The sequence below is a fragment of the Pseudomonas xionganensis genome (assembly GCF_009763245.1).
GTDB classification, from domain to species: Bacteria; Pseudomonadota; Gammaproteobacteria; order Pseudomonadales; family Pseudomonadaceae; genus Aquipseudomonas; species Aquipseudomonas xionganensis.
On sequence record NZ_WKJZ01000001.1, the window covers coordinates 2,137,865 to 2,162,336 of the forward strand.

Below are 24,472 nucleotides of genomic sequence, written 5' to 3' on the forward strand. Positions count from 1 at the left end.
GTACGGCCTCATGGCTTACTGGGTGACTTGTGTGTCGTGCGGGTACAGGGCGGCATCCAGGAGAACCTCCTTGCCGCTGACCAGGGTTGCCTCCTGGAACAGGCGCCAGTCCTTGCCACCTTCCTGGCCGAGCAGTTCGACAAAACGACGGCCTTCCACGGCGTCGACCATCTGCCCGCTGTAACGGCCATCGGCCAGGGGCTGCAGCACCACGCGGCGATCGCGCTCGGGTTGGGTCGGCGAGATCAGGTTGAGCAGCAGGTGCTGTGGGCGGCTGAAGCCTTCCAGTTGCAAGCTGGCCGTGCCGGTTTCATTGTCCAGCGTCAGGTTGCCGCGCAGCTTGAGGCGTTCGGCGTGGTTTTCCCGCTCCAGCGACTGATTGATGCCCTTGCCGACGTCGTAATAGTCATCGGAAATCAGCCCGGGCGGGTTCTTGCTGGCGATGGTCAGCAGGGTCAGGCCCTGGACCACCGAGTAGCCCAGCATGGCGATGATGAACCAGGGCCAGAACTGCTTGTACCAGGGCTTGATGATGTCGGGGGTCTCGCTCATGGGGCTCTCGAATCAGCGGACGCTGGGGCCGATAAAGCGGCTGTCGGCGTCGGTGTGGATACTTGGATCGTCCAGCGCCTGCAGGCGGAAGAGGATCTTGTTGGCGCTGGAGGGCAGCTTCTCGGGGTCGATGGACAGCTCCACCGGCAGGGAGAGAATCTCGCCGGCCAGGGCGGTGACTTCCTTCTTGCCCTCATAGACCAGGCCGTCCAGGCCATCAGCTTCGATCACATAGGTCACATCGTGCTGCGCCTTGTTCATGATCTTCAGGGTGTAGACGTTCTCGATGCGGCCTTCCTCGTTCTCGCGGAACAGCACGCGGTCCTTGATCACATCCAGCTCCACCAGGGAGCGGCTGGCCACGGCCCAGGCGAAGGCCCCCATCATCACGCTCAGTGCCACGGCATAGCCGATCAGGCGCGGGCGCAGCATATGGGTCTTCTGTCCGGACAGGTTGTGTTCGGTGGTGTAGCTGATCAGGCCCTTGGGGTAGTCCATCTTCTCCATGATGCTGTCGCAGGCGTCGATGCAGGCGGCGCAGCCGATGCACTCGATCTGCAGACCGTCGCGGATATCGATGCCGGTGGGGCAGACGTGCACGCACATCTTGCAGTCGATGCAGTCGCCCAGACCCTGGGCCTTGTAGTCGGCATCGCGCTTGCGTGGGCCACGGCTCTCACCGCGGCGCGGGTCGTAGGAGACGATCAGGGTGTCCTGGTCGAACATCACGCTCTGGAAGCGCGCATAGGGGCACATATAGATGCACACCTGTTCGCGCAGGTAGCCGGCGTTGCCGTAGGTGGCCAGGGTGAAGAAGCCGACCCAGAACAGCGCCCAGCCGCTGGCTTGCAGAGTGAGCAGCTCGGGGATCAGGTCGCGGATCGGGGTGAAGTAGCCGACGAAGGTGATGGCAGTGGCCAGGGATACCCCGACCCAGATGCCGTGCTTGGCCAGCTTGCGGAGGAATTTCTGCGCCGTCATGGGCGTCTTGTCCAGCTTCATGCGCTGGTTGCGGTCACCCTCGGTGACCTTCTCGGCCCACATGAACACCCAGGTGAACACGCTTTGCGGGCAGGTATAGCCGCACCACACGCGGCCGGCGAATACGGTGATGAGGAACAGGCCGAAGGCGCAGATGATCAACAGCCAGGACAGCAGCATGAAATCCTGGGGCCAGTAGGTGGCGCCGAAGATATGGAACTTGCGCTCGGGCAGGTTCCACCACACGGCCTGGTGCCCTTCCCAGTTCAGCCAGACAGTGCCGAAATACAGAATAAACAGAAAGGCGCCGCCGACCATGCGCAGGTTGCGGAACAGGCCGGTGAAGGAGCGGGTGTAGATCTTTTCGCGGCTGGCATACAGATCGACGGATTCGACCTTGGCCTTGGCAGGGGTGACATCTTTGACGGGAATCTGGCTGTTCATCAGTACGTACCACAGCGGTTGGTTGGCTGCCCGGGTCGATACGTGCCGGCCTGGGTCGTTCTCGCAGCTGCGCTATGGTACGCCTGTGATGCCGGCCGAGAGGCTGCGACCGGGGGTCGCGCCTGCTCGGCCCTGGAGAATCACTTCTCCGCTTTGTCTTGCGACAGGCTGTACACGTAAGCCGCCAGCAGGTGCACTTTATCGTTGCCGAGGAAGTCTTCCTGAGCAGGCATCTTGCCGCTGCGACCGTAACGCAGAGTCTGCTGGACCTGGGCAAAGCTGGAACCATACAGCCAGACCTTGTCCGTCAGATTCGGCGCGCCCAGAGCCTGTTGGCCCTTGGCATCGGCACCATGACAGACTGCACAATTGGCCGCGAAGATGTCTTGACCTGCAGCAAGGTCAACTTCGATACCTTCCGGGTTTTTCAGGCCGGAGAGGCTGCGAATGTAACCTGCGACATTACGTATGCCATCTTCGCCGATAACGGCAAGCTGTGCCGGCATCATGCCCTGACGACCCTTGAGCAGGGTGGTCTTGATGGTTTCCGGGTCGCCGCCATACAGCCAGTCGCTGTCGGTCAGGTTGGGGAAGCCGTAGGCACCCTTGGCGTCGGAGCCGTGGCAAACCGAGCAGTTGGAGGCGAACAGGCGGCCACCCATCTTCAGGGCTTGCTCATCCTGAGCCACCTGTTCGATGGGCATGGCGGCATATTTGGCGAAGATCGGCCCGTAAAGAGCGTCGGCCTTGGCCATTTCCTTTTCCCACTGGTGCACCCCGGTCCAGCCGCTTTCGCCAGTGGCGAAGGCGGTTTCAGTCTTGCTGTCGAGGTGGCTGTAGCCCGGCAGGAAACCCTTGAAGTTGCCCAGGCCCGGGTACAGGGCCAGGTAGCCCAGGGAGAAGATGATGGTGCCGACAAACAGCATGAACCACCACTTGGGCAGCGGGTTGTCGTACTCCTCGATGCCGTCGAAGCTATGCCCGACGGTTTCCTCGGTGGTCTCCTGGCGCTGGCCCTTGCGGGTGCCGAAGATCAGCCAGGTCAGGGCGAAGATGGTGCCCAGCGACAGAATGGTGATGTACCAACTCCAGAACGTGGTCATTGGTTATTGCTCCTGGAAGATTGCTCGTCACGCTCTTTGGGTTGGGGATCATCGGCGAAGGGCAGGTTGGCGGCCTCGTCGAAGCTGTCTTTACGCTTGCTGCTGTAGGCCCATAGCACCACGCCAACAAAGGCGATAAAGACTATGGCGGTGCCTATGCCGCGGATCATCCCGATATCCATAGTGCGTTACCGTTTGTTCTTGATGGATGTGCCAAGCACCTGCAGGTACGCCACGATGGCGTCCATTTCGGTCTTGCCTTTCACTGCGTCCTGGGCACCGGCGATGTCCTCGTCGGTGTAAGGGATGCCAAAGCCGCGCATCACTTCCATCTTCTTGGCGGTGTATTTGCCGTCGAGCTTGTTCTCAACCAGCCAGGGGTAGGCCGGCATCTTCGACTCCGGTACCACGTTGCGCGGGTTGTACAGGTGGGCACGCTGCCACTCGTCCGAGTAGCGGCCGCCGACGCGGGCCAGATCCGGGCCGGTACGCTTGGAACCCCACAGGAAGGGGTGATCCCAGACGCTTTCACCGGCCACCGAATAGTGGCCATAACGCTCGGTTTCGGCGCGGAACGGACGGATCATCTGCGAATGGCAGCCCACGCAGCCTTCACGGATATAGATGTCGCGGCCTTCCAGCTGCAGCGCGGTGTAGGGCTTGAGGCCCTCCACCGGCTCATTGGTCACGTCCTGGAAGAACAGCGGGACGATCTGGGTCAGGCCGCCGATGCTGACGGCCAGAACCATCAGCAGCGCCATCAGGCCGATATTCTTTTCAAGAATTTCGTGTTTCATCAGTGCGCTACTCCAGCAGGGATCTGTGCAGCGGCTTCGTACTCAGAAGCCTTGGCGGCACGCACGGTGCGGTAGGTGTTGTAGGCCATCAGCAGCATGCCGGCGACGAAGAAGGCGCCACCGATCATGCGCACGATGTAACCCGGATGGCTGGCTTCCAGGGCTTCAACGAAGGAGTAGGTGAGGGTGCCGTCTTCGTTGACCGCACGCCACATCAGGCCCTGGGTGATGCCGTTGACCCACATCGAGGCGATGTACAGCACGGTGCCGATGGTGGCCAGCCAGAAGTGCGCGTTGATCAGGGCGACGCTGTGCATCTGCTCACGGGCAAACACCTTGGGAATCAGGTGATAGAGCGAGCCGATGGAGATCATGGCTACCCAGCCCAGCGCCCCGGCGTGTACGTGGCCGATGGTCCAGTCGGTGTAGTGGGACAGGGCGTTGACGGTCTTGATCGCCATCATCGGGCCTTCGAAGGTGGACATACCGTAGAAGGCCAGGGACACCACGAGGAAGCGCAGGATCGGGTCGGTGCGCAGCTTATGCCAGGCGCCGGACAGGCTCATCATGCCGTTGATCATGCCGCCCCAGCTGGGTGCCAGCAGAATAATGGACATCACCATGCCCAGGCTCTGGGCCCAGTCCGGCAGCGCGGTGTAGTGCAGGTGGTGCGGGCCGGCCCAGATGTACAGGGTGATCAGCGCCCAGAAGTGCACGATGGACAGGCGATAGGAGTAGATCGGGCGCTCGGCCTGCTTGGGTACGAAGTAGTACATCATCCCCAGGAAACCGGTGGTGAGGAAGAAACCCACCGCGTTGTGGCCGTACCACCACTGGATCATCGCGTCGGTCGCCCCGGCGTACATGGAGTACGACTTGAACAGGCTGACCGGCATGGCCGCACTGTTGACGATGTGCAGCATGGCGGTGACCAGGATAAAGGCGCCGAAGAACCAGTTACCCACATAAATATGCTTGGTCTGGCGCTTGATCACGGTGCCGAAGAACACCACGGCATAGGCCACCCAGACGATCCCCAGAAGGATATCGATGGGCCATTCCAGCTCGGCATATTCCTTGGAGCCGGTCAGGCCCAGGGGCAGGGTGATCACGGCCAGCACGATCACGGCTTGCCAACCCCAGAATACAAAGGCCGCCAGGCCATCGGAAATCAGGCGCGCCTGACTGGTGCGTTGCACCACATAAAACGAGGTGGCCATCAGGGCGCAGCCGCCGAAGGCAAAGATCACCGCGTTGGTGTGCAGGGGACGCAGACGGCCGAAGCTCGTCCATTCCAGGCCCAGGTTGAGTTCGGGCCACACCAGTTGTGCGGCGATAAACACACCCAAGGCCATGCCGATGACGCCCCAAATCACCGTCATGACGGCGAATTGGCGAACCACCTTGTAGTTATAAGCGATTGCTGAGCTCATGCTGGGTTCCACGGTTAATGGAGTTTTTAGGGGACAAAAAACGGCGGCAAGTATGGAGAAAGCAGGTAGCCATTGCAACGACGCATCCGGGCGTGGCAAGGCGCTTGAAGCCTGATTCATACGGGCCGACACAGTCTTGTCGGTAGCATTGAGCGCCCATGACGGCGCAGCGCAAAGATAGGAATCGCCTTGGAGTTATGGCAGCTGGCGACTGTGAGACAGATTAGCTCAAGTCAGGGCGCCTGCAGGTCACTGGTCGGGAGGGTGCGACCTTGGGTCGCATGGGGCGGGGTAAAGCGGCTGTTTGCCGGGCCCTCTGCCTGGAGCCCGGCTGCAGGCGCATTGCGCGCCTGCAGTCAGGGTTGGGTTACTGCTCGGTCTTGCTCAGGCTCAATACATAGGCAGCCAGCAGATGCACCTTGTCGTTACCCAGGTATTGCTCCTGGGCCGGCATCTGACCGTTGCGGCCATAGCGGATGGTCTGCTGCAGCTGCGCCAGGCTGCTGCCATAGATCCAGCCGGCATTGTGGGTCAGGTCCGGCGCACCGAGCATGGCCATGCCCTTGCCTTCGGCGCCGTGACAGGCCTGACAGCTGCTGGCGTAGATCTGCGCGCCCTTGTCCAGGTCGAAAGACTTGTCCGCCGGCAGCGGCAGGCCGGCCAGGCCGTTGCGTACATAGGCGGCGACCTGTTGTACGCCCTCTTCGCCGAGGATCTCGCCCCAGGCCGGCATGGCGCCAACGCGACCGTTGAGGATGCTGGTCTTGATCGAGGCAGCATCACCACCCCAGCGCCAGTGGTTGTCGGTCAGGTTGGGGAAGCCCACTGCGCCCTTGGCGTCGGAGCCATGGCAGATCGAGCAATAGGTGGCAAACAGGCGGCCACCCATTTTCAGTGCCTGCTCGTCTTTGGCTACTTCTTCCAGGGGCATGGCGGCATATTTGGCGAAGATCGGCCCATACAGCTCGTCGGCCTTGTCCATTTCCTTTTCCCACTGGGCGACCTGGGTCCAGCCGCCTTCATAACCTGGCAGCCAGCCCTTGAAATTGCCCAGGCCGGGGTACAGAACCAGATAGCCGATGGAGAAGATCAGGGTGCCGATAAACAACATGAACCACCACTTGGGCAGCGGGTTGTCGTACTCCTCGATGCCATCGAAGGCGTGGCCCATGGTCTGATCGGTCTCGCTCTTGTGCACTTCGCTCTTGCGCGTGGCGAAGATCAGCCAGAACAGGGCGAGCAGGGTGCCGATGGTCAGCAGGGAGATGTACCAACTCCAGAAAGTGCTCATGGGGTGTTGCTCCTCGATGCAGCAGGCTTGGTTTCATCGGCGAAGGGCAGCAGGGCCGCTTCGCTGAAGGCTTGGTGACGTTTGCCGCTGTAGGCCCACAGGGTTACGCAGACAAAGGACAGCATGACCAATGCCGTACCGATGCCCCGCACCATGCCGATATCAATCAGTTCAGGTGTCATGGCCTTACCTCTTGTTTTTCACGGCAATGCCGAGCACTTGCAGGTAGGCGACCATGGCATCCATCTCGCTCTTGCCCTTGACCGCATCAGTGGCTCCCTGGATGTCCTCGTCCGTGTAGGGCACGCCGAGGGTGCGCAGGGCTTGCATCTTCTTCGGCGTGTCCTGGCCGTCGAGGGTGTTTTCCACCAGCCAGGGGTAGGCCGGCATCTTCGACTCCGGCACCACGTTGCGCGGGTTGTACAGGTGGGCGCGGTGCCACTCGTCCGAGTAGCGGCCGCCGACGCGGGCCAGATCCGGGCCGGTGCGCTTGGAGCCCCAGAGGAAGGGGTGGTCGTAGACGCTTTCACCGGCTACCGAGTAGTGGCCGTAGCGCTCGGTCTCGGCGCGGAACGGGCGGATCATCTGCGAATGGCAGCCCACGCAGCCTTCCTTGATGTATACGTCGCGGCCTTCCAGCTGCAGCGCGGTGTAGGGCTTGAGGCCGGCTACCGGCTCGTTGACCACATCTTGGAAGAACAGCGGGACGATCTGGGTCAGGCCGCCCACGCTGACGGCCAACACCATCAGCAGGGCCATCAGGCCGATGTTCTTTTCGAGTATTTCGTGTTTCATCAGTGGGCTCCTTCAACCGAGAACTGCGCGGCGGCTTCCATTTCGGCAGCCTGGGTGTCGCGCACGGTCTGCCAGACGTTCCAGGCCATCACCAGCATGCCGCTGAAGAAGATCGCGCCGCCGATCAGGCGTACTACGAAGCCGGGGTGACTGGCTTCCAGGGCTTCAACGAAGGAGTAGGTCAGGGTGCCGTCCTCGTTTACCGCACGCCACATCAGGCCCTGGGCGATACCGTTGACCCACATCGAGGCGATATAGAGCACGGTGCCGATGGTGGCCAGCCAGAAGTGCAGGTTGATCAGGGCGATGCTGTGCATTTCCTGACGACCGAAGACCTTGGGCAGCAGGTGGTAGAGCGATCCGATGGAAACCATGGCTACCCAGCCGAGAGCGCCGGCGTGTACGTGGCCGATGGTCCAGTCGGTGTAGTGGGACAGGGCGTTGACGGTCTTGATCGCCATCATCGGGCCTTCGAAGGTGCTCATGCCGTAGAAGGCCAGGGACACCACGAGAAAGCGCAGGATCGGGTCGGTGCGCAGCTTATGCCAGGCCCCGGAGAGGGTCATCATGCCGTTGATCATGCCACCCCAGCTGGGGGCCAGGAGGATCAGGGACATGATCATGCCCAGGCTCTGCGCCCAGTCCGGCAGGGCGGTGTAGTGCAGATGGTGCGGGCCGGCCCAGATGTAGACGGCGATCAGCGCCCAGAAGTGCACGATCGACAGGCGATAGGAATAGACCGGACGACCCGCCTGCTTGGGCACGAAGTAGTACATCATCCCCAGAAAGCCCGCGGTGAGGAAGAAGCCCACGGCGTTATGCCCGTACCACCACTGGATCATCGCATCGGTGGCGCCGGCATAGGCCGAGTAGGACTTGGTCAGGCTCACCGGCATGGCCATGTTGTTGACCAGGTGCAGGATGGCCACGGTGAGGATAAAACCACCGAAGAACCAGTTGCCCACATAGATATGGCTGACCTTGCGCTTCATCACGGTGCCGAAGAAGACGATGGCGTAGCTGACCCAGACCACGGTGATCAGGATATCGATCGGCCATTCCAGCTCGGCGTACTCCTTGGAGCTGGTCCAGCCCAGGGGCAGGGTGATGGCCGCCAGCAGAATCACCGCCTGCCAGCCCCAGAAGGTGAACGCGGCCAGTTTCGGCGCGAACAGGGTGGCCTGGCTGGTACGCTGTACCGCGTAATAGCTGGTGGCGAACAGGGCGCAGCCGCCGAAGGCGAAGATCACCGCATTGGTATGCAGTGGGCGCAGGCGACCGAAGCTGGTCCAGGGCAGGTCGAGGTTCAGTTCGGGCCAGACCAGCTGTGCTGCGATCAGCACCCCGACCCCCATCCCGACTATGCCCCACACCACCGTCATAATGGCGAATTGGCGAACCACCTTGTAGTTGTAGGCGGCACTGGTTGTTGTGTTCATGTCTGGGCTTCCATCCACGGTTTATTGGCAAAGCGTTGAGAAACTTCCGGTCGCGCATGGACAATTCGCCATGGCGCAGGCCGATAGAGTCCTAAAGCGAGGCAAGCATGAATAAAGCGACAGACGCAGGTATTGACGGGGATCAATGCGCGCTCAGGGAGCTAGCAACGGGCCAGCTCTGGGACAGGGCTGCAGGTGAGCCGCTGGCCACCCTGATTCTGGCCCATGGCGCCGGCGCCCCGATGGACAGCGACTTTATGACGGACATGGCCCGGCGCCTGGCGGCATGCGGGGTGCAGGTGGTGCGCTTCGAGTTTGCCTATATGGCCGCACGCCGGCTCGATGGCAAGAAGCGTCCGCCTAACCCCCAGGCCCAGCTGCTGGAGCAGTGGCGTGAGGTCTATGCCCAGGTGCGCCAACAGGTCGCAGGGCCCCTGGCCATCGGCGGCAAGTCCATGGGCGGGCGCATGGCCAGCCTGCTGGCCGATGAGCTGGGCGTCGACGCCCTGGTCTGCCTGGGCTATCCCTTCTATGCCGTGGGCAAGCCGGAAAAGCCGCGGGTTGCGCACCTGGCCGAGCTGCGCACGCCAACCCTGATTATCCAGGGCGAGCGCGACGCCCTGGGCAATCGCGAGGCGGTGCAGGGCTATGACTTGTCAGCGGCGATTCAACTGCACTGGCTGCAGGCCGCCGACCATGATCTGAAACCGCTGAAAAGCAGCGGCCTGACCCAGGCCCGGCATCTGCAGGCGGCGGCCGAGGCGGTGACGGCTTTTTTGCGGGGCTGACTCGCGATCTGATCAGGCTCCATGACGGCGCCTTGTCCAGGCCCAGGCCAGCAGCAGGGCAAAGCCGATAAACAGCAGCCATTTCAGCAGCGCCGCCATACCGGCCAGGGCATAGAGCGCTGCCGGAGCAGTCGGCTGTTGCAGCAGATAGAGCTGCAGCAGGTTTTCCAGGGCGTCACAGACGGCGGCCAGGGGTAGCAGCCAAGCGCCTAGGCTGCGCCAGTAAGGGGGCAGGTGCCAGGCAATGGAGCCGCTGCTTGTCAGGCGATAGCCCCACAGTCCGTAGCAGAGCAGCAGGGCGAAATCGGCCCAGAAGTGCAGGGTAAAGCGCTGCAGTGCCTCACCTTGCCATTTCGCAATGACGGTCTGAAAGTCATGTTGGTTAAAGCTGAACTGCAGAGCCAGCAGGTTGGGCTCAAGCGGCAGCAGGTAAAGGGAAATGCCGCCAAACAGGGTGAGTGTGCCGAGCGCAAGTAGGTAGTTGAGGGGCATGCAGGCCTCCCGGGGTACAGGTGACCTGCAGGTTAGGTGATTGCGTGTTTGCGGTCGAATAAAGCGGCTCGGCATGCTCACCGGTAGCCCCCGCCAGATAGCCTTGCTGTACCATGCGCCACCTTTTTGCACCCATGCCGCCAGGTGACTATGACCACCAATGCCCTCTACACCGACCTGTCCGGCTATTACGACCTGATGTGCGCCGATATCGACTATCCGGCGCAAAGCCAGATGCTGCGCCGCCTGCACCAGCTGTTCGGCAACCAGGGTCGGCGCCATCTGGACCTGGCCTGCGGCAGCGGGCCCCATGTGCGCCACTTTATCGATATGGGCTTTGCCAGCAGTGGCCTGGACCTGAATCAGCCGATGCTGGAGCTGGCCCGCCAGCGCTGCCCCGAGGCGCAATTTTCCCTGCAGGATATGCGCAGCTTCGCGGTGGCCGAAGCGCAGGATCTGATCACCTGTTTTCTCTACTCGTTGCACTATTGTGGCGATCTGGCCGGGCTGGGCGCTTGCCTGGGCCGGGTGCATGCCGCGCTCAGCCCGGCGGGGCTGTTCTGCTTCAATGCCGTTGACAAGACCCGGATCGACAACTGCTCATGGGCCCGGCATACCGCCGTGCAGGGTGACAGCCAGTTTGTCTTCAGCTCCGGCTGGCATTACCAGGGGCAGGGCGACAGGCAGAGCCTCAGGCTGGCTATCGAGAAAACCACCCAGGGCGTAACCCAGAGTTGGGAGGACGAGCACCCCATGGTGGCGGTGGACTTTGCCGAGTTGCAGCAATTGCTGGCGCCTGACTTCGAGGTGCATGTGCTGGCCCATGATTACCAGAAGATCGAGCCCTGGGATGGCCAGGCCGGCAATGCACTGTTTGTCTGCGTCAAGAAATGACGCCCCTGGCTGTGACAGGGGCGTGAAACAGATTCCTAGCGGTTAAAGCGCTCCACCAGGGAATACTGGCCCTGGGCGGTACGGGTCAGCTCTTCGCTCAGGTGAGCCGTATTGAGGGCCTCTCCGGCAGTCTGGTCGGCCAGTTGGGCGATGGTGGTGATGCTGCGGTTGACCTCGTCGGCCACTGCGCTCTGCTCCTCGGCGGCGGCGGCGATCTGGTTGGCCATGTCGGTGATATTGGCCACCGCCTCGCTGATACCCACCAGCGCATCATCGGCCTCCTGCACCCGCTCGACGCCTTCATCGGCCTGCTTGCGGCCCACTTCCATGGCGGCCACGGCCTCTTCGGCGGTGCGTTGCAGTTTGGCGATCAGCTGGTGGATTTGCCCGGTGGACTCGGCGGTGCGCTGGGCCAGGGAGCGCACTTCATCGGCCACCACGGCGAAGCCGCGACCCATTTCGCCGGCGCGGGCAGCCTCGATGGCGGCGTTGAGGGCCAGCAGGTTGGTCTGGTCGGCAATGCCCTTGATCACGTCGACCACGCCACCGATTTCGTTGCTGTCCTGGGCCAGGCGGGTCACCGTCTCGCCGGTGTCGCCCACCGATTGCGACAGGCGCTGGATGGCTTGGCGGGTTTGCGCGGCGATATCGCGGCCGGCGTGGGTCAGGCGGTTGGCATCCTGGGTGGCGATGGCGGTGCGTGCCACGTTGCTGGCCACCTCCAGGGTGGTGGCGGCCATTTCGTTGATGGCGGTGGCCACCTGCTCGGTTTCCAGGCGCTGGCGCTCCAACCCGGTGGAGCTCTTGTGCGCCAGGGTGTCGGCCTGCCGGGCCTGGCTGGTGAGGTGCTCGGCGGTGTCCTGCAGGCGGGTCAGGCAGGTCTTCAGGCGCGCATCCTGGCTGAGCATGGCCATTTCCAGGCGGGCCTGGTCGCCACGGCTGTCGGTGTACATCTGTGCGATCAGCGGGTCGGAGGTGGTCTGTTCGGCCAGTTGCAGCAGGCGCTTGAGTCCACGGTTCTGCCAGGCCAGGCCGATCAGGCCCAGGGGCACGGAGAGCAGGGCGGCGAGCAGGAAGCCCCAGCCATGACCCAGCCACATGCCGATCAGAAAACCGATCTGGCTGACCAGGATAAAGGGCAGCCAGGCCTGCAGCACCGGCAACCAGGCGTCGCGCTTGGGAATGGCCGACTTGCCGCTGTTGATCCGTTTGTACAGGGCTTCGGCGCGGCGTACCTGCTCGGCGGTGGGTTTGACCCGCACCGACTCGTAGCCCACCACCTGGCTGCCTTCCAGCATCGGTGTGACATAGGCATTGACCCAGTAGTGGTCACCATTCTTGCTGCGGTTCTTGACGATGCCCATCCACGGCTTGCCCTGCTTCAGGGTGTTCCACATGTGGGCGAATACCGCCGGTGGCACATCGGGGTGGCGCACCAGGTTGTGTGGCGCGCGCATCAGCTCATCACGGGAAAAACCGCTGATCTCGACAAAGGCGTCGTTGCAGTAGGTGATCTGCCCTTTGAGGTCGGTGGTGGAGATCAGCCGTTGCTGGGCTGGGAAGGTGCGTTCACGTTGAGTGACGGGCTGATTATTGCGCATGGACTGCTTATCCCTGTTGGCGATACCGAATCATCGGCCGGAGCAGGCAGAAGTTTAGTCGGCCTGGGGCGCATCGGTGGTAGGTCATGGCCATTGCCTGAGCCTGGAAAAGGGTATGACGCCACGTCTGCTGTTGCAGTTACAGGCGCAGGTAAACTTGATCGAAGGGTGAAGTTTAACCCTCATGGCAGCGCTTTGCTCGGTTTGGCGCCTGCGCCACAGGTCGGACTTGCTATGATGCGGGCCTTCAGGAGAGTAGCCATGAACACTTTGTTTCTGCACTGCCGCCCCGGTTTCGAGGGCGAGGTGTGCGCCGAGATCAGCGAGCAGGCGGCCCGTCTGCAGATAGCCGGTTATGCCAAGGGCAAGCCGGCCAGTGCCTGCGCCGAATTTATCTGCAGCGAAGCGGATGGCGTCGAGCGTCTGATGGCCGGCCTGCGTTTCAATCAGCTGATCTTCCCCCGGCAATGGGCGCGTGGCCGCTTTGTTGAATTACCCGAGAGCGACCGTATCAGCGTGCTGCTTGAAGCCCTGGCGGATTACCCGCAGTGCGGCAGCCTGTGGCTGGAAGTGCTGGACAGCAATGAGGGCAAGGAGCTGTCGAACTTCTGCAAGAAGTTCGAGGCGCCGCTGCGCAAGGCGTTGAGCAAGGCCGGCAAGCTGGTCGAGGATGCGCGCAAACCGCGTCTGCTGTTGACCTTCAAGAGCGGCCGCGAGGTCTTTCTCGGCCTGGCCGAACCTAATAATTCGGCGCTGTGGCCCATGGGCATTCCGCGCTTGAAATTCCCCCGCGAGGCGCCGAGTCGCTCGACCCTCAAGCTGGAGGAGGCCTGGCACACCTTTATCCCTCGCGAGCAGTGGGATGAGCGCCTGTCCGATGAGATGACCGGGGTCGACCTGGGCGCCGCCCCCGGGGGCTGGACCTATCAGCTGGTGCGTCGCGGCATGCTGGTCACCGCCATCGACAACGGGCCCATGGCCGAAAGCCTGATGGACACCGGTCTGGTTCAGCACCTGATGGTCGATGGCTTTACCTGGACGCCCAAGCAGCCGGTGGACTGGATGGTCTGCGATATCGTGGAAAAGCCGGCGCGCACCGCCGCCATGGTGGAACGCTGGATCGGCGAGGGCCATTGCCGTGAGGCGGTAGTCAACCTCAAGTTGCCGATGAAGCAGCGCTATGCCGAGGTGCGCCGCCTGCTTGAGCGTATGCAGGAGGGCTTTGCCGAGCGCAAGCTCAAGGTGTCCATCGCCTGCAAGCAGCTCTACCACGACCGCGAGGAAGTGACCTGCCATCTGCGCCGGGTTGGCCGTTAAGCCCAAACGTCGTGCAGAGGTGACCTTGGGGTCAGCTTTGCGCGACAATGGCGCCCTGTTTTCTGGAGCTTGCCGATGTCCCTGCCTGCCGATCTGCCCCTTGATGACACCCTCGACGCCACCGGCCTGAATTGCCCGGAGCCAGTGATGATGCTGCACAACAAGGTGCGCGACCTGGCCGCCGGTGGCCTGCTCAAGGTGATCGCCACCGATCCCTCGACCCGCCGCGATATTCCCAAGTTCTGCCTGTTTCTCGGCCATGAGCTGCTGGATCAGCGCGAGGACGCCGGCACCTACCTGTACTGGATTCGCAAGAAGGCCGAGTAAATGCCCTACTACTTTGCCTACGGTTCCAACATGAACCCGGCCCGTATGCAGGCCCGTGGTCTGGAGGTGCGCGAGGCCATGTCCGGTCGCCTGCCAGGTTACGCCCTGTGCTTCGACAAGCGCGCCATGGACCGGGCGCCGGGGCGCGCCTATGCCAATATCCGTCATCAGACTGGCGGCGTGGTCGAGGGTGTGCTCTATCGCCTGGCCGATGAGCGGGAGATCGGCAAGCTGGATCACTTCGAGGGCACGCCCATCTATTACAGCCGCGAGCGTCTGGCCATTCACTGCGATTTGGGCGTGCAGGCGGCCTGGGTGTATATCGCCAATCCGGCCTTTCGTGCTCCGGGGCTGCAACCGGCGCGGGACTATCTGGCCCATCTGCTGGCCGGTCAGGATTTTCTCAGCCCGGATTACTGGGCCTCATTGGCGGCGCTGCCCGTCCATCCCGACTGACCCGGGGCCAGGCCGCAGCTGTTCAGGGTCTCCTGCCAGGCCCGCACATGCCGCGCGGTGGCGGCATTGAAATCACTCCACAGCGAGTCCGTTTCGCCGCTCAAGCGCTGCAGATAGGCCTGGCTGGCCGGCGGCAGGCCTTCCACTGCCTGCAGGGCCTGCAAGCTTGCGCGCCATGGCTGGCTACGCTGATGCACCAGGGCCAGGTAAGGCTGCAGGCTGCCAGCGTAGTACTTGATAAAAATGTTCTGCAGGATGCGTCCGCGCTGTGTGGCCTGGCCCAGGGGGCAGGGCGGGCGGCTGGCCTGGCGCTGTTCCAGCAGCGCGCTGCCGGCCTCCAGGCTGTGGGTGAGGCTGGCCAGGCTGGTGATCAGCTGGCCGCCCTGGGCGCTGGCATACAGGGCGAAGAAATGGCCATCCAGTTCGCGGGTTGGCGGTGGCAACTGCGCGGGCAGGGCCGCGCCAATGGCCGCCAGCTGGCCCAGGGCATCCAGGGCGGCGCTGTCTTCCCCGGCATCTAGGGGCAGTGCCTGATCGGCAAAGCGCAGATAGCCCTCGAACTCCGGGCTGGCATTCAGGGCATTGAAGAATACTGCCGGCAATTGCTGGCGCTTGTCTGCCGCGATCTGTTGCAGGCTTTGCCGCAGGCTGGTCGAGCGCTCGTTCTGCAGATGGGGCAGGCAGGCGTCGATGGCGCGCAGCAGTTCACCTTCATAGCCCAGGCGCTGGCTGGCCTGCAGTTGTTTGCCCAGGCTGTTGTTGCGCTGGCTGATCAGCTGCTGCAGGGCGGGGCAGTGACGGGCATCGACCAGCAGATCGAGCAGGCCGATACGCAGTTCGGGGATATCCAGCAGCCGCTCGCGTCGCGACGGCAGGCGGTAGCGGCTCAGCGTCTCGCGTGCAATTGGCTCGGGGGTGTCCGCCTCCAGCACATTGGCCAGGCGTTTAAGGTAATCGGCCTGCAGGGCCAGGCCGTCGTTGGCCGGGGTGCAGGCCGTGAGCAGCACCAGGCTGCCGATTAGAAGCACTCTGCGCATGCTGCGCCCACTTCGCCGGAATAACCCCATCAGCTTAATCCGCCCAGTGCGCTCTGCAGGCGCTCAAATCACCACATTTTGCGACAGTTGCCGGCGAATCGGTTTGCGCGCACTGCGCGCCAGGCGCACGGCAAGCATCAGCGCGGCGCAGGTCAGGCCCACCACCAGCCCTTGCCACAGGCCCGCCGGGCCGCTGGGTTCGCCCAGCCAGTCGGAGAGGCCCAAGGCATAGCCCACCGGCAGACCGATACCCCAGTAGGCGAACAGGGTCAGCAGCATGGTGATGCGGGTGTCCTGATAGCCGCGCAGGGCGCCGGCAGCGGTGACCTGAATGGCATCGGAGAATTGGAACAGCGCCGAATAGACGATCAGGCTGCTGGCGATGGCGATCACCGCGCGGTCCGGAGTGTAGATCTGCGCGATCTGCTCGCGCAGCAGCAGCATCAGGCTGGCGGACAGGCAGGCATAGGCCAGGGCGGCGCCCATGCTGACCCCGGCGGCAAAGCGCGCCTCCCGTGGCTGTCCGGCGCCCAGCGCCTGGCCGACCCGCACGGTGGCGGCCATGCCCAGGGAGTAGGGGATCATAAAGATCATCGAGCTGAAGTTCAGCGCGATCTGGTGCCCGGCCACCACCGTGGCGCCCAGGCCACCGATCAGCAGGGCGATCACGGCGAAGATGCTGGATTCGGCAAACACCGCCACGCCAATCGGCACACCCACCTGCATCAGCCGTTTGATCACCGCCCATTGCGGCCAATCGAAGCGGGCGAACAGGGCGCTGCTCTTGTAGTAGGGCGCCCATTGCACCCAGACCAGCATGCCGACCAGCATAAAAATCATCACCAGGGCCGTGGCCCAGCCGCAACCCACCCCGCCCATGGCAGGCAGGCCCAGCTTGCCGTAGATAAAAATGTAGTTGGCCGGGATATTCAGCAGCAGGCCGAGAATGCCCAGCACCATGCTTGGCCGGGTATGACCCAGACCGTCGCTGAAGCAGCGCAGCACGTGATACACCGCCACCGCTGGAAAGCCGCAGGCCACGGCGCGCAGATAGCCCATGGACGAGGTGATCAGCTCGGGGTCGATATTCATATAGCGCAGGATAAATTCGGCATTCCACAGAAGCGCCGCAGCGCCACCGCCCACCGCCAGGGCCAGCCACAGGGCCTGGCGCACCAGCGGGCCGATCTCGGCCTCGGTGCCGGCACCAAAGCGCTGCGCCACCTTGGCCGTGGTGGCCAGGAGGATGCCGGTCATCAGCAGAAACACCGGCACCCAGATCGAATTGCCCAGGGCCACGGCGGCCAGATCATTGGGGCTGACCCGCCCGGCCATCAGGGTGTCGACGAAGCCCATGGCGGTGTGGGCCAGTTGGGCAATGATAATGGGGGTGGCCAGGGCCAGCAGTACACGCAATTCCTTGCGCACACGGCCCAGACGGGATTCGGCAGGCATGCTGATGATTTCGCTACGGGGGCAAATGGCCGAGTAGTCTACGCCCTGACGCAACGGTCAGAAAGTGCGGTCTCAAGCGATGGGACTGCTCCGTTGACGGGCTGTTAGAATGCCGGCTGATTGATGGAGCCTGCCATGCGCATAGTCGCCGACGAAAACATTCCCCTGCTCGATGAGTTCTTTGCCGCCTTCGGCAGCATCCGGCGTTTGCCTGGCCGTGCCATCACGGCCGCCGATGTACGCGATGCCGACCTGCTGCTGGTGCGCTCGGTGACCCGGGTCGACCGCGCCCTGCTGCAAGGCAGCCGTGTGCGTTTTGTTGGCACCTGCACCATCGGCACCGATCATCTGGATCTGGATTACTTTGCCGAGGCCGGCATCGCCTGGAGCAGCGCCCCGGGCTGCAATGCCCGCGGCGTGGTGGACTATGTACTGGGCAGCGTACTGACCCTGGCCGAGCGCGAGGGCGTTGACCCTGCCCAGCGCAGCTATGGCGTGGTCGGCGCCGGGCAGGTGGGCGGCCGGCTGGTTGCGCTGTTGCAGGGCCTGGGCTGGCAGGTGAAGGTCTGCGATCCACCGCGCCAGGCCGCCGAGGGCGGCGACTTTGTCAGCCTGGAGCAGATCATCGCCGAGTGTGATGTGATCAGCCTGCACACCCCGCTGGATGCCGATACCCGTCATCTGTTTGATCATGCCCGGCTGGCCGTGCTCAAACCGGGCACCTGGCTGATCAACGCCAGCCGCGGCGCGGTGGTGGATAACCGCGCCCTGCGCGAGTTGCTGCAGCAGCGTAGCGATCTCAAGGCAGTGCTGGATGTGTGGGAGGGCGAACCCGTGGCCGATCCGCAGTTGGCCGCCCTGTGCCAACTGGCCACTCCGCATATCGCCGGCTACAGCCTGGATGGCAAGCTGCGCGGCACGGCGCAGATCTATCAGGCCTGGTGTGCCTTTCTCGGGGTAGCCGAACAGGTGCGCTTAAGCGATTTACTACCCAAGCCCTGGCTGGCTGAAGTAAGTCTGGAGGCCAGCGCCGAAGCGGGTTGGGCCTTGGCCAGTCTGTGCCGCGCGGTCTATGACCCGCGCCGCGACGATGCGGATTTCCGCCGTAGCCTGGTGGGTGACGAGGCCCAGCGCCGTGCGGCGTTCGATGCCTTGCGCAAGCACTACCCGATGCGTCGGGAGATCGACGGCCTGCGGGTGCGGGTAAATGGCGAGGCCCCCGAACTGGCCCGCCTGGTGCGGGCCCTGGGTGCGCAGTTGGGCTGAGGGCGCTTACTTACGCTGGGTGCTCTGTTGCAGGGCTTTTTCCAGCTCGCTGCAGGCCTGCTGGATCATGGCTTCGGTGATAGGGATTTCGCGGCCCTGAGCGTCGATCAAAAAACCGCCCAGGGGCATCTGCTGAGGTTGTTTGGGCGAGTTGGACGAGTGCTGATGCATGGGGTGTCTCCTTATCGAGTTGCTTCGATCTTATTGGTCTTGGATGAAGGCCCTATGACAGTTGCGACGGCGTTAATCCGGCGCAGGACACAGGTTGACGGGCTCTTTGCAGGCACTGTGCCAGCTCGCGGAAGATAAATTGTTAGAACCTATTTACGATCTCGCGAGCTAGAGTCCTGCAAGGCAAAAACAGGCGAGGAAGCGGAGTGTACTTTTGTACATGAGCATGACTCGCTTCACTCGCCCTTCGGGTCGCGCTGAAGCGCGATAGCCGCAAGCGGCTTGCCGAGCCTGTTTTTAACGCAGCAGGGCCGACGCGTAGCAGATCGTAAGTAGGTTCTTGAGGGTGTAATGAGTAAATTTCATATAGGTCTGATCATCAACCCGCTGGCTGGCCTGGGTGGCCCGGCGGGCTTCAAGGGCAGCGACGGCATGGCCGAGCAGGCCCTGGCCCTGGGCGTCGAAGCACGGGCGGCGCAGCGCACTCAAGTGGCCCTGGAGCAATTGCTGCCTCTGCGCGAGCGTATCGAGTTCCTCAGTTTTCCCGGGGCCATGGGCGGTGAGCTGCTGGCGCAAATGGGCTTTGCCCATCGCCTGCTCGGCGAGCTGGGTGATGGCCCGACCACCGCGGCGGACACCCAACGGGCGGTGCAGCAGCTGCAGGCGGCCGGGGTGGCGCTGATTCTGTTTGCTGGTGGCGATGGCACGGCGCGGGATATCTGTGCGGCAGTGCGCGAAGGCCAGCCGGTGCTGGGGATTCCCGCCGGGGTGAAGATCCAGTCCGGGGTCTATGCCATCAGCCCCAAGGCGGCCGGTGAGCTGACGGCGCGTCTGGTTGAGGGTGGCCTGGTGCGCCTGGCCAGCGGCGAGGTGCGCGATATCGACGAGAACGCCCTGCGCGAAGGCCGGGTCAGCGCCCGCTGGTATGGCGAGCTGACGGTGCCGGAAGAGGGTGGCTATGTGCAGCAGGTCAAGCAGGGCGGGGTGGAGTCCGAGGATCTGGTGCTGGCCGATCTGGCCGCCTGGCTGGAAGGCAGCTGGGAGAGCGGGGTGCGCTATGTATTCGGCCCCGGTTCGACCCTGCATGGTCTGGCGCAGAACCTGGGTCTTGAGACCACTTTATTGGGCGTGGATGTGATCGAGGACGGTCAGGTGATCGCCCGCGACGTCAACGAGGCGCAGCTGTTCGCGCTGGTCGATGGTCATGCTGCGCGCCTGCTGGTGACCGCCATCGGTGGCCAGGGGCATATCCTCGGTCGTGGCAACCAGCAGGTCAGCCCACGGGTGCTGCGCGCCATCGGCCTGGATAACCTGCGGGTGGTGGCCACCAAACGCAAGCTCGGCACCCTGCAGGGTCGCCCATTGTTGGTGGATACCGGCGATACGGCGCTGGATGCGGCTTTCCCCGATGCGGTGCGGGTGTGGGCAGGCTATAAGGAAGAGCTGCTGTATCCGCTGGGCCAGTAATGGTTCAGCCGCCGCAGTGTGTTCCCTCTCCCTCCGGGAGAGGGCTAGGGAGAGGGAAAGACTTTATGCGGTTTTTCGTTTTATGGCTGCTCACTGGCCTGCTGTCCCTTGAAGCCTGGGCTCTGCAGCCCGAGGCTCTGGTCAATGCTGCCCGCCAGCAGGTCGGGGTGACCACCGGCTATGACCCGGCCTACCGTCGCCTGAGCTATCCCGGTGGCGATGTGCCGCTTAATACCGGCGTCTGTACCGATGTGGTGATCCGCGCCCTGCGCCAGCAGGGCCTGGATCTGCAGCAGGCGGTGCACCAGGACATGCGCGCCCACTTCAGTCTGTATCCGCAGAACTGGGGGCTAAGCCGGCCCGACGCCAATATCGACCACCGCCGTGTGCCCAACCTGATGACCTGGTTTAAGCGCCAGGGCTGGGCGCTGGTGCCGAGTCAGGATGCAGAACGCTATCGTCCCGGCGATATCGTCACCTGGGATCTGGGCGGCGGTCTGACCCATATCGGCATTATCAGCGACCGACACACAAGCAGCGGTGTGCCTTTGGTGCTGCACAATATCGGTCAAGGCGCCCAGGAGGAGGATATCCTCTTCGGCTTTCGCATCACCGGGCACTATCGAGTCCCGGCCGCTTGAACATCGCACATAAGGAGTTGGGCATGCAGGTGCAAACACGTCCTCCCTTTATCCAGGCCGGTGAGCGCGTGGTGCTGTTCGACGGCGTGTGCACGCTCTGTAATGGCTGGGCCAGGTTTCTGATCGAGCAGGATAGCGAGCAGCGCTTTCGCCTGGCTTCGGTGCAGTCGCCCCAGGGCCAGGCGCTGCTGGCCTGGGCGGGTTTGCCCACTGATCACTTCGACAGTATGGCCCTGGTCGAGAATGGCCAGATGCTGCTGCGTTCCGATGCCGTGCTGCGTGTGCTCGCCCAACTCCCTGGGGCCTGGCGCTATCTGGCCTGGTTGCGCGTGATTCCACGGCCGTTGCGCGACTGGTGCTATGACCGTATTGCCCTTAATCGCTACCGCCTGTTTGGCCGCTATGAGCAGTGCCTGTTGCCCAGCGCCGACCATGCCCGGCGTTTTCTGCATGATTGAGGCACGACTGCAGCAGATCGCCTGGATCGCCCGCATCGCTCTGGCGCTGGTGTTTATCTGGCATGGCCTGGTGCCGAAGATTCTCTGGCTAAGCCCCGATGAACTGGCGATGATCCAGGCCCATGACTTTCCATGGCCGGCCCACTGGGTGGCGCGTCTGGCTGGGGGTGGGGAAATACTTCTGGGCTTGCTGCTGATGTCGAGTCGCTGGCGTTGGCCAGTGTGGCTGGCAGCGGGGTTGTTGTTTGTGCTGCTGCTTGATGTGGCGCTATTCAGTCCCCATCTACTGCTGCAGGCCTTTAATCCCGTTTCGACCAATCTGGCGGCGCTGGCCCTGTGCGTGGTGATCCATCTGGCGGAAAGGCCCCTGCAGGCCTGTTCCTGAGCAAGTCCTTCGAGCTGCGAGCGAGCCTGTATGTCCGCGATTCTGTCTTCCCGCCAGCGTAATGCCCTGGTGCTGGCCTGGCGTTTTATCGCGCCTTACCGCGCTCGGGTATTGGGCGCGCTATTGGCGCTGCTGTTTACCGCGGCCATCACCCTGTCCATGGGCCAGGGCATCAAGCTGCTGGTGGACCAGGGGCTGGCCACCCAGTCACCGGCGGCGCTGCAGCAGTCCATCGGGCTGTTCTTCGTATTGGTGTTGGCCCTGGCCCTGGGCACCTATACGCGCTTCTATCTGGTGTCCTGGCTCGGCGAGCGGGTGGTGGCGGATATCCGCAGGCGGGTGTTCGATCACCTGATCGAGCTGCATCCGGGCTTCTACGAGAGCAACCGCAGCTCGGAGATCCAGTCGCGGCTGACCGCCGATACCACCCTGTTGCAGTCGGTGATCGGCTCGTCGCTGTCCATGGCTCTGCGCAACCTGATCATGCTGATTGGCGGCAGCGTGCTGCTGGTGGTGACCAATCCCAAGCTCAGCGGCATCGTCCTGGCGGCCTTGCCCCTGGTGGTGGCGCCGATCCTGATTTTCGGCCGCCGCGTGCGCGCTTTGTCACGACTGTCCCAGGATCGGGTGGCGGATGTGGGCAGCTATGTTGGCGAGGTGCTGGGGCAGATCAAGACCGTGCAGGCCTACAACCACCAGGACGAGGACAAGCGTCGTTTCGGCCTGTCCGCCGAGGCGGCCTTTGCCGTGGCGCGCCAGCGTGTCGCCCAGCGTGCCTGGCTGATCACCGTGGTGATCGTGCTGGTGCTCGGCGCGGTGGGGGTGATGCTCTGGGTCGGCGGGATGGATGTGATCGCCGGACGCATTTCCGGTGGCGAGTTGGCCGCCTTTGTGTTCTACAGCCTGATCGTCGGCGGTTCCTTCGGCACCCTGAGCGAGGTGATCGGCGAGCTGCAGCGTGCCGCAGGCGCTGCCGAGCGTATCGGCGAACTGCTGGCAGCGAGTAACCAGATCAGCGCACCGACCGAGCCCATGCAGCTGGTGCGGCCGGTGCAGGGGCGCATCGAGCTGCAGGGCCTGCGCTTCGCCTATCCGTCGCGCCCGGAACGCTTCGCCGTAGATGGCATCGACCTGCAGGTGGGCGCCGGTGAGACCCTGGCTTTGGTCGGCCCGTCAGGTGCGGGCAAGTCGACCCTGTTCGATCTGCTGCTGCGTTTTTTCGACCCGCAGGCCGGGCGTATCCTGATCGACGGGGTGCCCATCGCATGCCTCGATCCCCGTGAACTGCGCCAGTGCTTTGCCCTGGTGTCACAGAATCCGGCGCTGTTCTTCGGCACAGTTGCGGACAATATCCGTTACGGCAAAACCAGCGCTAGCCACGCCGAGGTGGAGGCTGCCGCCAAGGCCGCCCATGCCCACGACTTTATCCAGCAGCTGCCCGAGGGCTACCAGACCCACCTGGGCGAGGCCGGCCTGGGGCTTTCCGGCGGCCAGCGCCAGCGCCTGGCCATTGCCCGGGCGCTACTGGTGGACGCCCCCATTCTGCTGCTGGACGAGGCCACCAGCGCCCTGGATGCCGAGAGCGAACACCTGATCCAGCAGGCCCTGCCACGCTTGATGGCCGGTCGCACCACCCTGGTGATTGCCCATCGTCTGGCCACGGTAAAGAGCGCCGACCGTATCGCCGTGATCGAGCAGGGTAGGTTGGTCGCGATTGGCAAGCATGCCGAGCTGATCGAGCGCAGCCCGCTCTATGCGCGACTGGCCGAGCTGCAGTTTGGTGTAGAGGCGGTTGCCTGAGGCGGGCGCGAAGCTAAGAGTGGGGACGTCTGCCTGCGGGTTGTATCCAAGCCATAAAAAATGCCGCTCACCTGAGTCAGGTGAGCGGCATTGGCTATTCGCGGCGCTAGCTTAGCGGTATTCGCACAGATAGGCGGTATCCACGGCCACCTTGAGCTGGAACTTGCTGTTGGCCGGTACGGTGAACTGGCTGCCGGCGGCAAAGTCTTCCCAGCTGTCGCTGCCCGGCAGTTTGACGGTCAGGGCGCCGGCGATCACGTGCATGACTTCCAGCTGGTTGGTGCCGAACTCGTATTCACCCGGGGCCATCACGCCTACGGTGGCCGGGCCTTCGCTCATGGCGAAGGCAATGGAAGTGACGGTGCCGTCGAAGTACTGGTTGACCTTGAACATGGGCAAATCCTCGCAAGATGGGGAGGTGGGAAAAAAGGGTCGCCAGTATGCCCAAGGCGTTAAAGCCCGTCATCAGCCTTTGGCCGGCAATACCAGCGGCAGCAGTCGGGCGGTATTGCGGGCATCGCCCAGGGCCCGGTGCTGCTGGCCGTGAAAGCTCAGACCAGCGAGCTGCAGAGCCTTTTTCAGCCCAACCGGGCGCGGCAGCTGGCGGGCGTCGCTGAAGGCCTGCTTGAGATTGAGGTGGGGCAGCTGTTGCAGCGCGCTGCGAAGGCCATGTTGCTGCCATTCCTGCTGCAGGTGGCGGCGGTCGTAGTCGCCCCAGCTGGCCCAGCCCACCAGCTGCTCCTGATGGGCTTGTAGCCAGGGTTCGAACTGGGCCCAGACCTGGGGCAGGCTGGCGGCACCATTGATGCTGGTCTGGTCGATATGGGTCAGTTCGCGGCAGAAGGGGGTGAGCTGCGGGCGCCGTTGCGGCTTGATCAGGCGCTGAAAGTGGTCCAGTTCATGCCCGCTGTTGTCCACCAGACTGGCGCCGATCTCGATGATTTCCATCTCTTCCAGGGGCCAGCCGCCTTCTTCGGTGGTGGCTTCCAGGTCGATCACTAGCCATTGCTGCATAGGCCCTCCTTAGCGAGGGCCTAGTATGGTCGGTGCCCATGAACCGGGTAAAGCGCAACAGTTCTGCT

28 protein-coding genes are annotated in these 24,472 nt (G+C 63.3%); 11 read left to right on the top strand and 17 right to left on the bottom strand.

Features of this window, described 5'->3' with window-relative positions; genetic code table 11:
• Positions 1 to 15: 15 nt before the first annotated feature.
• From GJV18_RS09980 to ccoN (GJV18_RS10025), 10 genes are all read right to left on the bottom strand, one after another.
• The gene (locus tag GJV18_RS09980; protein WP_160344974.1) at positions 16 to 552 is read right to left on the bottom strand and encodes a FixH family protein; all 537 of its coding nucleotides are present in this window, start codon (positions 550 to 552) and stop codon (positions 16 to 18) included.
• Between the two features lie 12 nt (positions 553 to 564).
• A complete protein-coding gene (gene ccoG / locus GJV18_RS09985; RefSeq protein WP_160344976.1) occupies positions 565 to 1,977 on the bottom strand; it encodes a cytochrome c oxidase accessory protein CcoG in 1,413 nt (470 codons plus the stop codon).
• A 140-nt stretch (positions 1,978 to 2,117) separates the two neighbouring features.
• Positions 2,118 to 3,080, bottom strand: coding sequence for a cytochrome-c oxidase, cbb3-type subunit III (gene ccoP / locus GJV18_RS09990; RefSeq protein ID WP_160344978.1), 963 nt, complete (start codon positions 3,078 to 3,080; stop codon positions 2,118 to 2,120).
• The gene (locus GJV18_RS09995) at positions 3,077 to 3,262 is read right to left on the bottom strand and encodes a cbb3-type cytochrome oxidase subunit 3 (RefSeq protein WP_160344979.1); all 186 of its coding nucleotides are present in this window, start codon (positions 3,260 to 3,262) and stop codon (positions 3,077 to 3,079) included. The genes ccoP (GJV18_RS09990) and GJV18_RS09995 overlap by 4 nt, the downstream gene beginning before the upstream one ends.
• A 6-nt stretch (positions 3,263 to 3,268) precedes the next feature.
• Entirely contained in the window at positions 3,269 to 3,877 is a 609-nt protein-coding gene (ccoO, locus tag GJV18_RS10000; RefSeq protein ID WP_160344981.1) for a cytochrome-c oxidase, cbb3-type subunit II, read from the bottom strand.
• Positions 3,877 to 5,310, bottom strand: a complete 1,434-nt coding sequence (gene ccoN, locus GJV18_RS10005; protein ID WP_160344983.1) for a cytochrome-c oxidase, cbb3-type subunit I — start codon at positions 5,308 to 5,310, stop codon at positions 3,877 to 3,879. The genes ccoO (GJV18_RS10000) and ccoN (GJV18_RS10005) overlap by 1 nt, the downstream gene beginning before the upstream one ends.
• 367 nt (positions 5,311 to 5,677) lie before the next feature.
• Positions 5,678 to 6,601 (bottom strand): cytochrome-c oxidase, cbb3-type subunit III, encoded by a 924-nt coding sequence (ccoP, locus tag GJV18_RS10010; protein WP_160344985.1) that lies wholly within the window; start codon positions 6,599 to 6,601, stop codon positions 5,678 to 5,680.
• Entirely contained in the window at positions 6,598 to 6,783 is a 186-nt protein-coding gene (locus GJV18_RS10015; RefSeq protein WP_178113427.1) for a cbb3-type cytochrome oxidase subunit 3, read from the bottom strand. The genes ccoP (GJV18_RS10010) and GJV18_RS10015 overlap by 4 nt, the downstream gene beginning before the upstream one ends.
• Positions 6,784 to 6,787: 4 nt before the next feature.
• A complete protein-coding gene (ccoO, locus tag GJV18_RS10020; RefSeq protein ID WP_160344987.1) occupies positions 6,788 to 7,396 on the bottom strand; it encodes a cytochrome-c oxidase, cbb3-type subunit II in 609 nt (202 codons plus the stop codon).
• Positions 7,396 to 8,835: a cytochrome-c oxidase, cbb3-type subunit I gene (gene ccoN, locus GJV18_RS10025; protein ID WP_160344989.1), complete on the bottom strand. Its 1,440-nt coding sequence runs from the start codon at positions 8,833 to 8,835 to the stop codon at positions 7,396 to 7,398. The genes ccoO (GJV18_RS10020) and ccoN (GJV18_RS10025) overlap by 1 nt, the downstream gene beginning before the upstream one ends.
• Before the next feature lie 107 nt (positions 8,836 to 8,942).
• On the opposite strand from ccoN (GJV18_RS10025), the gene GJV18_RS10030 reads away from it, so the two are divergent.
• A complete protein-coding gene (locus GJV18_RS10030) occupies positions 8,943 to 9,623 on the top strand; it encodes an alpha/beta family hydrolase (RefSeq protein ID WP_160344991.1) in 681 nt (226 codons plus the stop codon).
• Between the two features lie 12 nt (positions 9,624 to 9,635).
• Here GJV18_RS10030 and GJV18_RS10035 read toward each other — a convergent pair whose 3' ends face one another.
• Positions 9,636 to 10,115 (bottom strand): hypothetical protein, encoded by a 480-nt coding sequence (locus GJV18_RS10035; protein ID WP_160344993.1) that lies wholly within the window; start codon positions 10,113 to 10,115, stop codon positions 9,636 to 9,638.
• A gap of 150 nt (positions 10,116 to 10,265) precedes the next feature.
• Here GJV18_RS10035 and GJV18_RS10040 point away from each other — a divergent pair, with 150 nt between their 5' ends.
• Positions 10,266 to 11,009 (top strand): class I SAM-dependent DNA methyltransferase, encoded by a 744-nt coding sequence (locus GJV18_RS10040; RefSeq protein WP_160344994.1) that lies wholly within the window; start codon positions 10,266 to 10,268, stop codon positions 11,007 to 11,009.
• A 35-nt stretch (positions 11,010 to 11,044) separates the two neighbouring features.
• On the opposite strand, the gene GJV18_RS10045 is transcribed toward GJV18_RS10040, so the two are convergent.
• Entirely contained in the window at positions 11,045 to 12,610 is a 1,566-nt protein-coding gene (locus GJV18_RS10045) for a methyl-accepting chemotaxis protein (RefSeq protein WP_160344996.1), read from the bottom strand.
• Positions 12,611 to 12,871: 261 nt separating this feature from the next.
• On the opposite strand from GJV18_RS10045, the gene rlmM reads away from it, so the two are divergent.
• The 3 genes from rlmM to GJV18_RS10060 all read left to right on the top strand — a co-directional run bounded on the left by rlmM (position 12,872) and on the right by GJV18_RS10060 (position 14,710).
• Positions 12,872 to 13,927, top strand: a complete 1,056-nt coding sequence (rlmM, locus tag GJV18_RS10050; RefSeq protein ID WP_160344998.1) for a 23S rRNA (cytidine(2498)-2'-O)-methyltransferase RlmM — start codon at positions 12,872 to 12,874, stop codon at positions 13,925 to 13,927.
• Positions 13,928 to 14,002: 75 nt separating this feature from the next.
• Positions 14,003 to 14,254: a sulfurtransferase TusA gene (tusA, locus tag GJV18_RS10055; RefSeq protein WP_160344999.1), complete on the top strand. Its 252-nt coding sequence runs from the start codon at positions 14,003 to 14,005 to the stop codon at positions 14,252 to 14,254.
• Entirely contained in the window at positions 14,255 to 14,710 is a 456-nt protein-coding gene (locus tag GJV18_RS10060; RefSeq protein ID WP_160345001.1) for a gamma-glutamylcyclotransferase family protein, read from the top strand.
• Here the strand turns inward: GJV18_RS10060 and GJV18_RS10065 are convergent.
• Both GJV18_RS10065 and GJV18_RS10070 read right to left on the bottom strand, forming a co-directional pair.
• Positions 14,668 to 15,747, bottom strand: a complete 1,080-nt coding sequence (locus tag GJV18_RS10065) for a DUF3080 family protein (RefSeq protein ID WP_160345003.1) — start codon at positions 15,745 to 15,747, stop codon at positions 14,668 to 14,670. The genes GJV18_RS10060 and GJV18_RS10065 overlap by 43 nt on opposite strands.
• A gap of 63 nt (positions 15,748 to 15,810) precedes the next feature.
• Positions 15,811 to 17,202 (bottom strand): MATE family efflux transporter, encoded by a 1,392-nt coding sequence (locus tag GJV18_RS10070; protein WP_160345005.1) that lies wholly within the window; start codon positions 17,200 to 17,202, stop codon positions 15,811 to 15,813.
• Positions 17,203 to 17,337: 135 nt separating this feature from the next.
• Between GJV18_RS10070 and pdxB the strand changes: the two genes are divergently transcribed.
• Positions 17,338 to 18,468, top strand: a complete 1,131-nt coding sequence (pdxB, locus tag GJV18_RS10075; protein ID WP_160345007.1) for a 4-phosphoerythronate dehydrogenase PdxB — start codon at positions 17,338 to 17,340, stop codon at positions 18,466 to 18,468.
• 6 nt (positions 18,469 to 18,474) lie between these two features.
• Here the strand turns inward: pdxB and GJV18_RS18510 are convergent, their stop codons facing one another.
• Positions 18,475 to 18,639: a PA1571 family protein gene (locus GJV18_RS18510; protein WP_178113428.1), complete on the bottom strand. Its 165-nt coding sequence runs from the start codon at positions 18,637 to 18,639 to the stop codon at positions 18,475 to 18,477.
• A gap of 351 nt (positions 18,640 to 18,990) precedes the next feature.
• On the opposite strand from GJV18_RS18510, the gene GJV18_RS10080 reads away from it, so the two are divergent.
• From GJV18_RS10080 to GJV18_RS10100, 5 genes are all read left to right on the top strand, one after another.
• A complete protein-coding gene (locus tag GJV18_RS10080; RefSeq protein WP_160345009.1) occupies positions 18,991 to 20,106 on the top strand; it encodes an ATP-NAD kinase family protein in 1,116 nt (371 codons plus the stop codon).
• A 65-nt stretch (positions 20,107 to 20,171) separates the two neighbouring features.
• The gene (locus GJV18_RS10085) at positions 20,172 to 20,747 is read left to right on the top strand and encodes a DUF1287 domain-containing protein (RefSeq protein ID WP_160345011.1); all 576 of its coding nucleotides are present in this window, start codon (positions 20,172 to 20,174) and stop codon (positions 20,745 to 20,747) included.
• 23 nt (positions 20,748 to 20,770) lie between these two features.
• Positions 20,771 to 21,205 (top strand): thiol-disulfide oxidoreductase DCC family protein, encoded by a 435-nt coding sequence (locus GJV18_RS10090; protein ID WP_160345013.1) that lies wholly within the window; start codon positions 20,771 to 20,773, stop codon positions 21,203 to 21,205.
• On the top strand, positions 21,198 to 21,590 hold the full coding sequence (locus tag GJV18_RS10095) for a DoxX-like family protein (RefSeq protein ID WP_160345015.1): 393 nt from the start codon (positions 21,198 to 21,200) through the stop codon (positions 21,588 to 21,590). The genes GJV18_RS10090 and GJV18_RS10095 overlap by 8 nt, the downstream gene beginning before the upstream one ends.
• A 30-nt stretch (positions 21,591 to 21,620) precedes the next feature.
• On the top strand, positions 21,621 to 23,390 hold the full coding sequence (locus GJV18_RS10100; protein WP_160345017.1) for an ABC transporter transmembrane domain-containing protein: 1,770 nt from the start codon (positions 21,621 to 21,623) through the stop codon (positions 23,388 to 23,390).
• Between the two features lie 111 nt (positions 23,391 to 23,501).
• Here the strand turns inward: GJV18_RS10100 and ppnP are convergent, their stop codons facing one another.
• Together ppnP and GJV18_RS10110 are read right to left on the bottom strand one after the other, a co-directional pair.
• The gene (ppnP, locus tag GJV18_RS10105) at positions 23,502 to 23,783 is read right to left on the bottom strand and encodes a pyrimidine/purine nucleoside phosphorylase (protein ID WP_160345019.1); all 282 of its coding nucleotides are present in this window, start codon (positions 23,781 to 23,783) and stop codon (positions 23,502 to 23,504) included.
• Between the two features lie 72 nt (positions 23,784 to 23,855).
• Positions 23,856 to 24,404 carry an exonuclease domain-containing protein gene (locus tag GJV18_RS10110; RefSeq protein WP_160345021.1) on the bottom strand — a complete coding sequence of 183 codons (549 nt, stop codon included), beginning with the start codon at positions 24,402 to 24,404 and terminating at the stop codon, positions 23,856 to 23,858.
• Positions 24,405 to 24,472 lie beyond the last annotated feature (68 nt).

Excerpts from the sequence above, each read along its gene's own strand:
- GJV18_RS10015 (WP_178113427.1), bottom strand. The coding sequence starts at position 6,783 with ATGACACCTGAACTGATTGATATCGGCATGGTGCGGGGCATCGGTACG.
- GJV18_RS09995 (WP_160344979.1), bottom strand. The coding sequence starts at position 3,262 with ATGGATATCGGGATGATCCGCGGCATAGGCACCGCCATAGTCTTTATC.
- ppnP (WP_160345019.1), bottom strand. The coding sequence starts at position 23,783 with ATGTTCAAGGTCAACCAGTACTTCGACGGCACCGTCACTTCCATTGCC.
- ccoO (WP_160344987.1), bottom strand. The coding sequence starts at position 7,396 with ATGAAACACGAAATACTCGAAAAGAACATCGGCCTGATGGCCCTGCTG.
- GJV18_RS10090 (WP_160345013.1), top strand. The coding sequence starts at position 20,771 with ATGCAGGTGCAAACACGTCCTCCCTTTATCCAGGCCGGTGAGCGCGTG.
- GJV18_RS10085 (WP_160345011.1), top strand. The coding sequence starts at position 20,172 with ATGCGGTTTTTCGTTTTATGGCTGCTCACTGGCCTGCTGTCCCTTGAA.
- ccoO (WP_160344981.1), bottom strand. The coding sequence starts at position 3,877 with ATGAAACACGAAATTCTTGAAAAGAATATCGGCCTGATGGCGCTGCTG.
- GJV18_RS18510 (WP_178113428.1), bottom strand. The coding sequence starts at position 18,639 with ATGCATCAGCACTCGTCCAACTCGCCCAAACAACCTCAGCAGATGCCC.
- rlmM (WP_160344998.1), top strand. The coding sequence starts at position 12,872 with ATGAACACTTTGTTTCTGCACTGCCGCCCCGGTTTCGAGGGCGAGGTG.
- GJV18_RS10035 (WP_160344993.1), bottom strand. The coding sequence starts at position 10,115 with ATGCCCCTCAACTACCTACTTGCGCTCGGCACACTCACCCTGTTTGGC.
- GJV18_RS10095 (WP_160345015.1), top strand. The coding sequence starts at position 21,198 with ATGATTGAGGCACGACTGCAGCAGATCGCCTGGATCGCCCGCATCGCT.
- ccoN (WP_160344983.1), bottom strand. The coding sequence starts at position 5,310 with ATGAGCTCAGCAATCGCTTATAACTACAAGGTGGTTCGCCAATTCGCC.
- GJV18_RS10070 (WP_160345005.1), bottom strand. The coding sequence starts at position 17,202 with ATGCCTGCCGAATCCCGTCTGGGCCGTGTGCGCAAGGAATTGCGTGTA.
- ccoG (WP_160344976.1), bottom strand. The coding sequence starts at position 1,977 with ATGAACAGCCAGATTCCCGTCAAAGATGTCACCCCTGCCAAGGCCAAG.
- GJV18_RS10060 (WP_160345001.1), top strand. The coding sequence starts at position 14,255 with ATGCCCTACTACTTTGCCTACGGTTCCAACATGAACCCGGCCCGTATG.
- GJV18_RS10080 (WP_160345009.1), top strand. The coding sequence starts at position 18,991 with ATGAGTAAATTTCATATAGGTCTGATCATCAACCCGCTGGCTGGCCTG.
- GJV18_RS10110 (WP_160345021.1), bottom strand. The coding sequence starts at position 24,404 with ATGCAGCAATGGCTAGTGATCGACCTGGAAGCCACCACCGAAGAAGGC.
- ccoP (WP_160344978.1), bottom strand. The coding sequence starts at position 3,080 with ATGACCACGTTCTGGAGTTGGTACATCACCATTCTGTCGCTGGGCACC.
- ccoN (WP_160344989.1), bottom strand. The coding sequence starts at position 8,835 with ATGAACACAACAACCAGTGCCGCCTACAACTACAAGGTGGTTCGCCAA.
- GJV18_RS10100 (WP_160345017.1), top strand. The coding sequence starts at position 21,621 with ATGTCCGCGATTCTGTCTTCCCGCCAGCGTAATGCCCTGGTGCTGGCC.
- GJV18_RS10065 (WP_160345003.1), bottom strand. The coding sequence starts at position 15,747 with ATGCGCAGAGTGCTTCTAATCGGCAGCCTGGTGCTGCTCACGGCCTGC.
- ccoP (WP_160344985.1), bottom strand. The coding sequence starts at position 6,601 with ATGAGCACTTTCTGGAGTTGGTACATCTCCCTGCTGACCATCGGCACC.
- GJV18_RS10045 (WP_160344996.1), bottom strand. The coding sequence starts at position 12,610 with ATGCGCAATAATCAGCCCGTCACTCAACGTGAACGCACCTTCCCAGCC.
- GJV18_RS10040 (WP_160344994.1), top strand. The coding sequence starts at position 10,266 with ATGACCACCAATGCCCTCTACACCGACCTGTCCGGCTATTACGACCTG.
- tusA (WP_160344999.1), top strand. The coding sequence starts at position 14,003 with ATGTCCCTGCCTGCCGATCTGCCCCTTGATGACACCCTCGACGCCACC.
- GJV18_RS10030 (WP_160344991.1), top strand. The coding sequence starts at position 8,943 with ATGAATAAAGCGACAGACGCAGGTATTGACGGGGATCAATGCGCGCTC.
- pdxB (WP_160345007.1), top strand. The coding sequence starts at position 17,338 with ATGCGCATAGTCGCCGACGAAAACATTCCCCTGCTCGATGAGTTCTTT.
- GJV18_RS09980 (WP_160344974.1), bottom strand. The coding sequence starts at position 552 with ATGAGCGAGACCCCCGACATCATCAAGCCCTGGTACAAGCAGTTCTGG.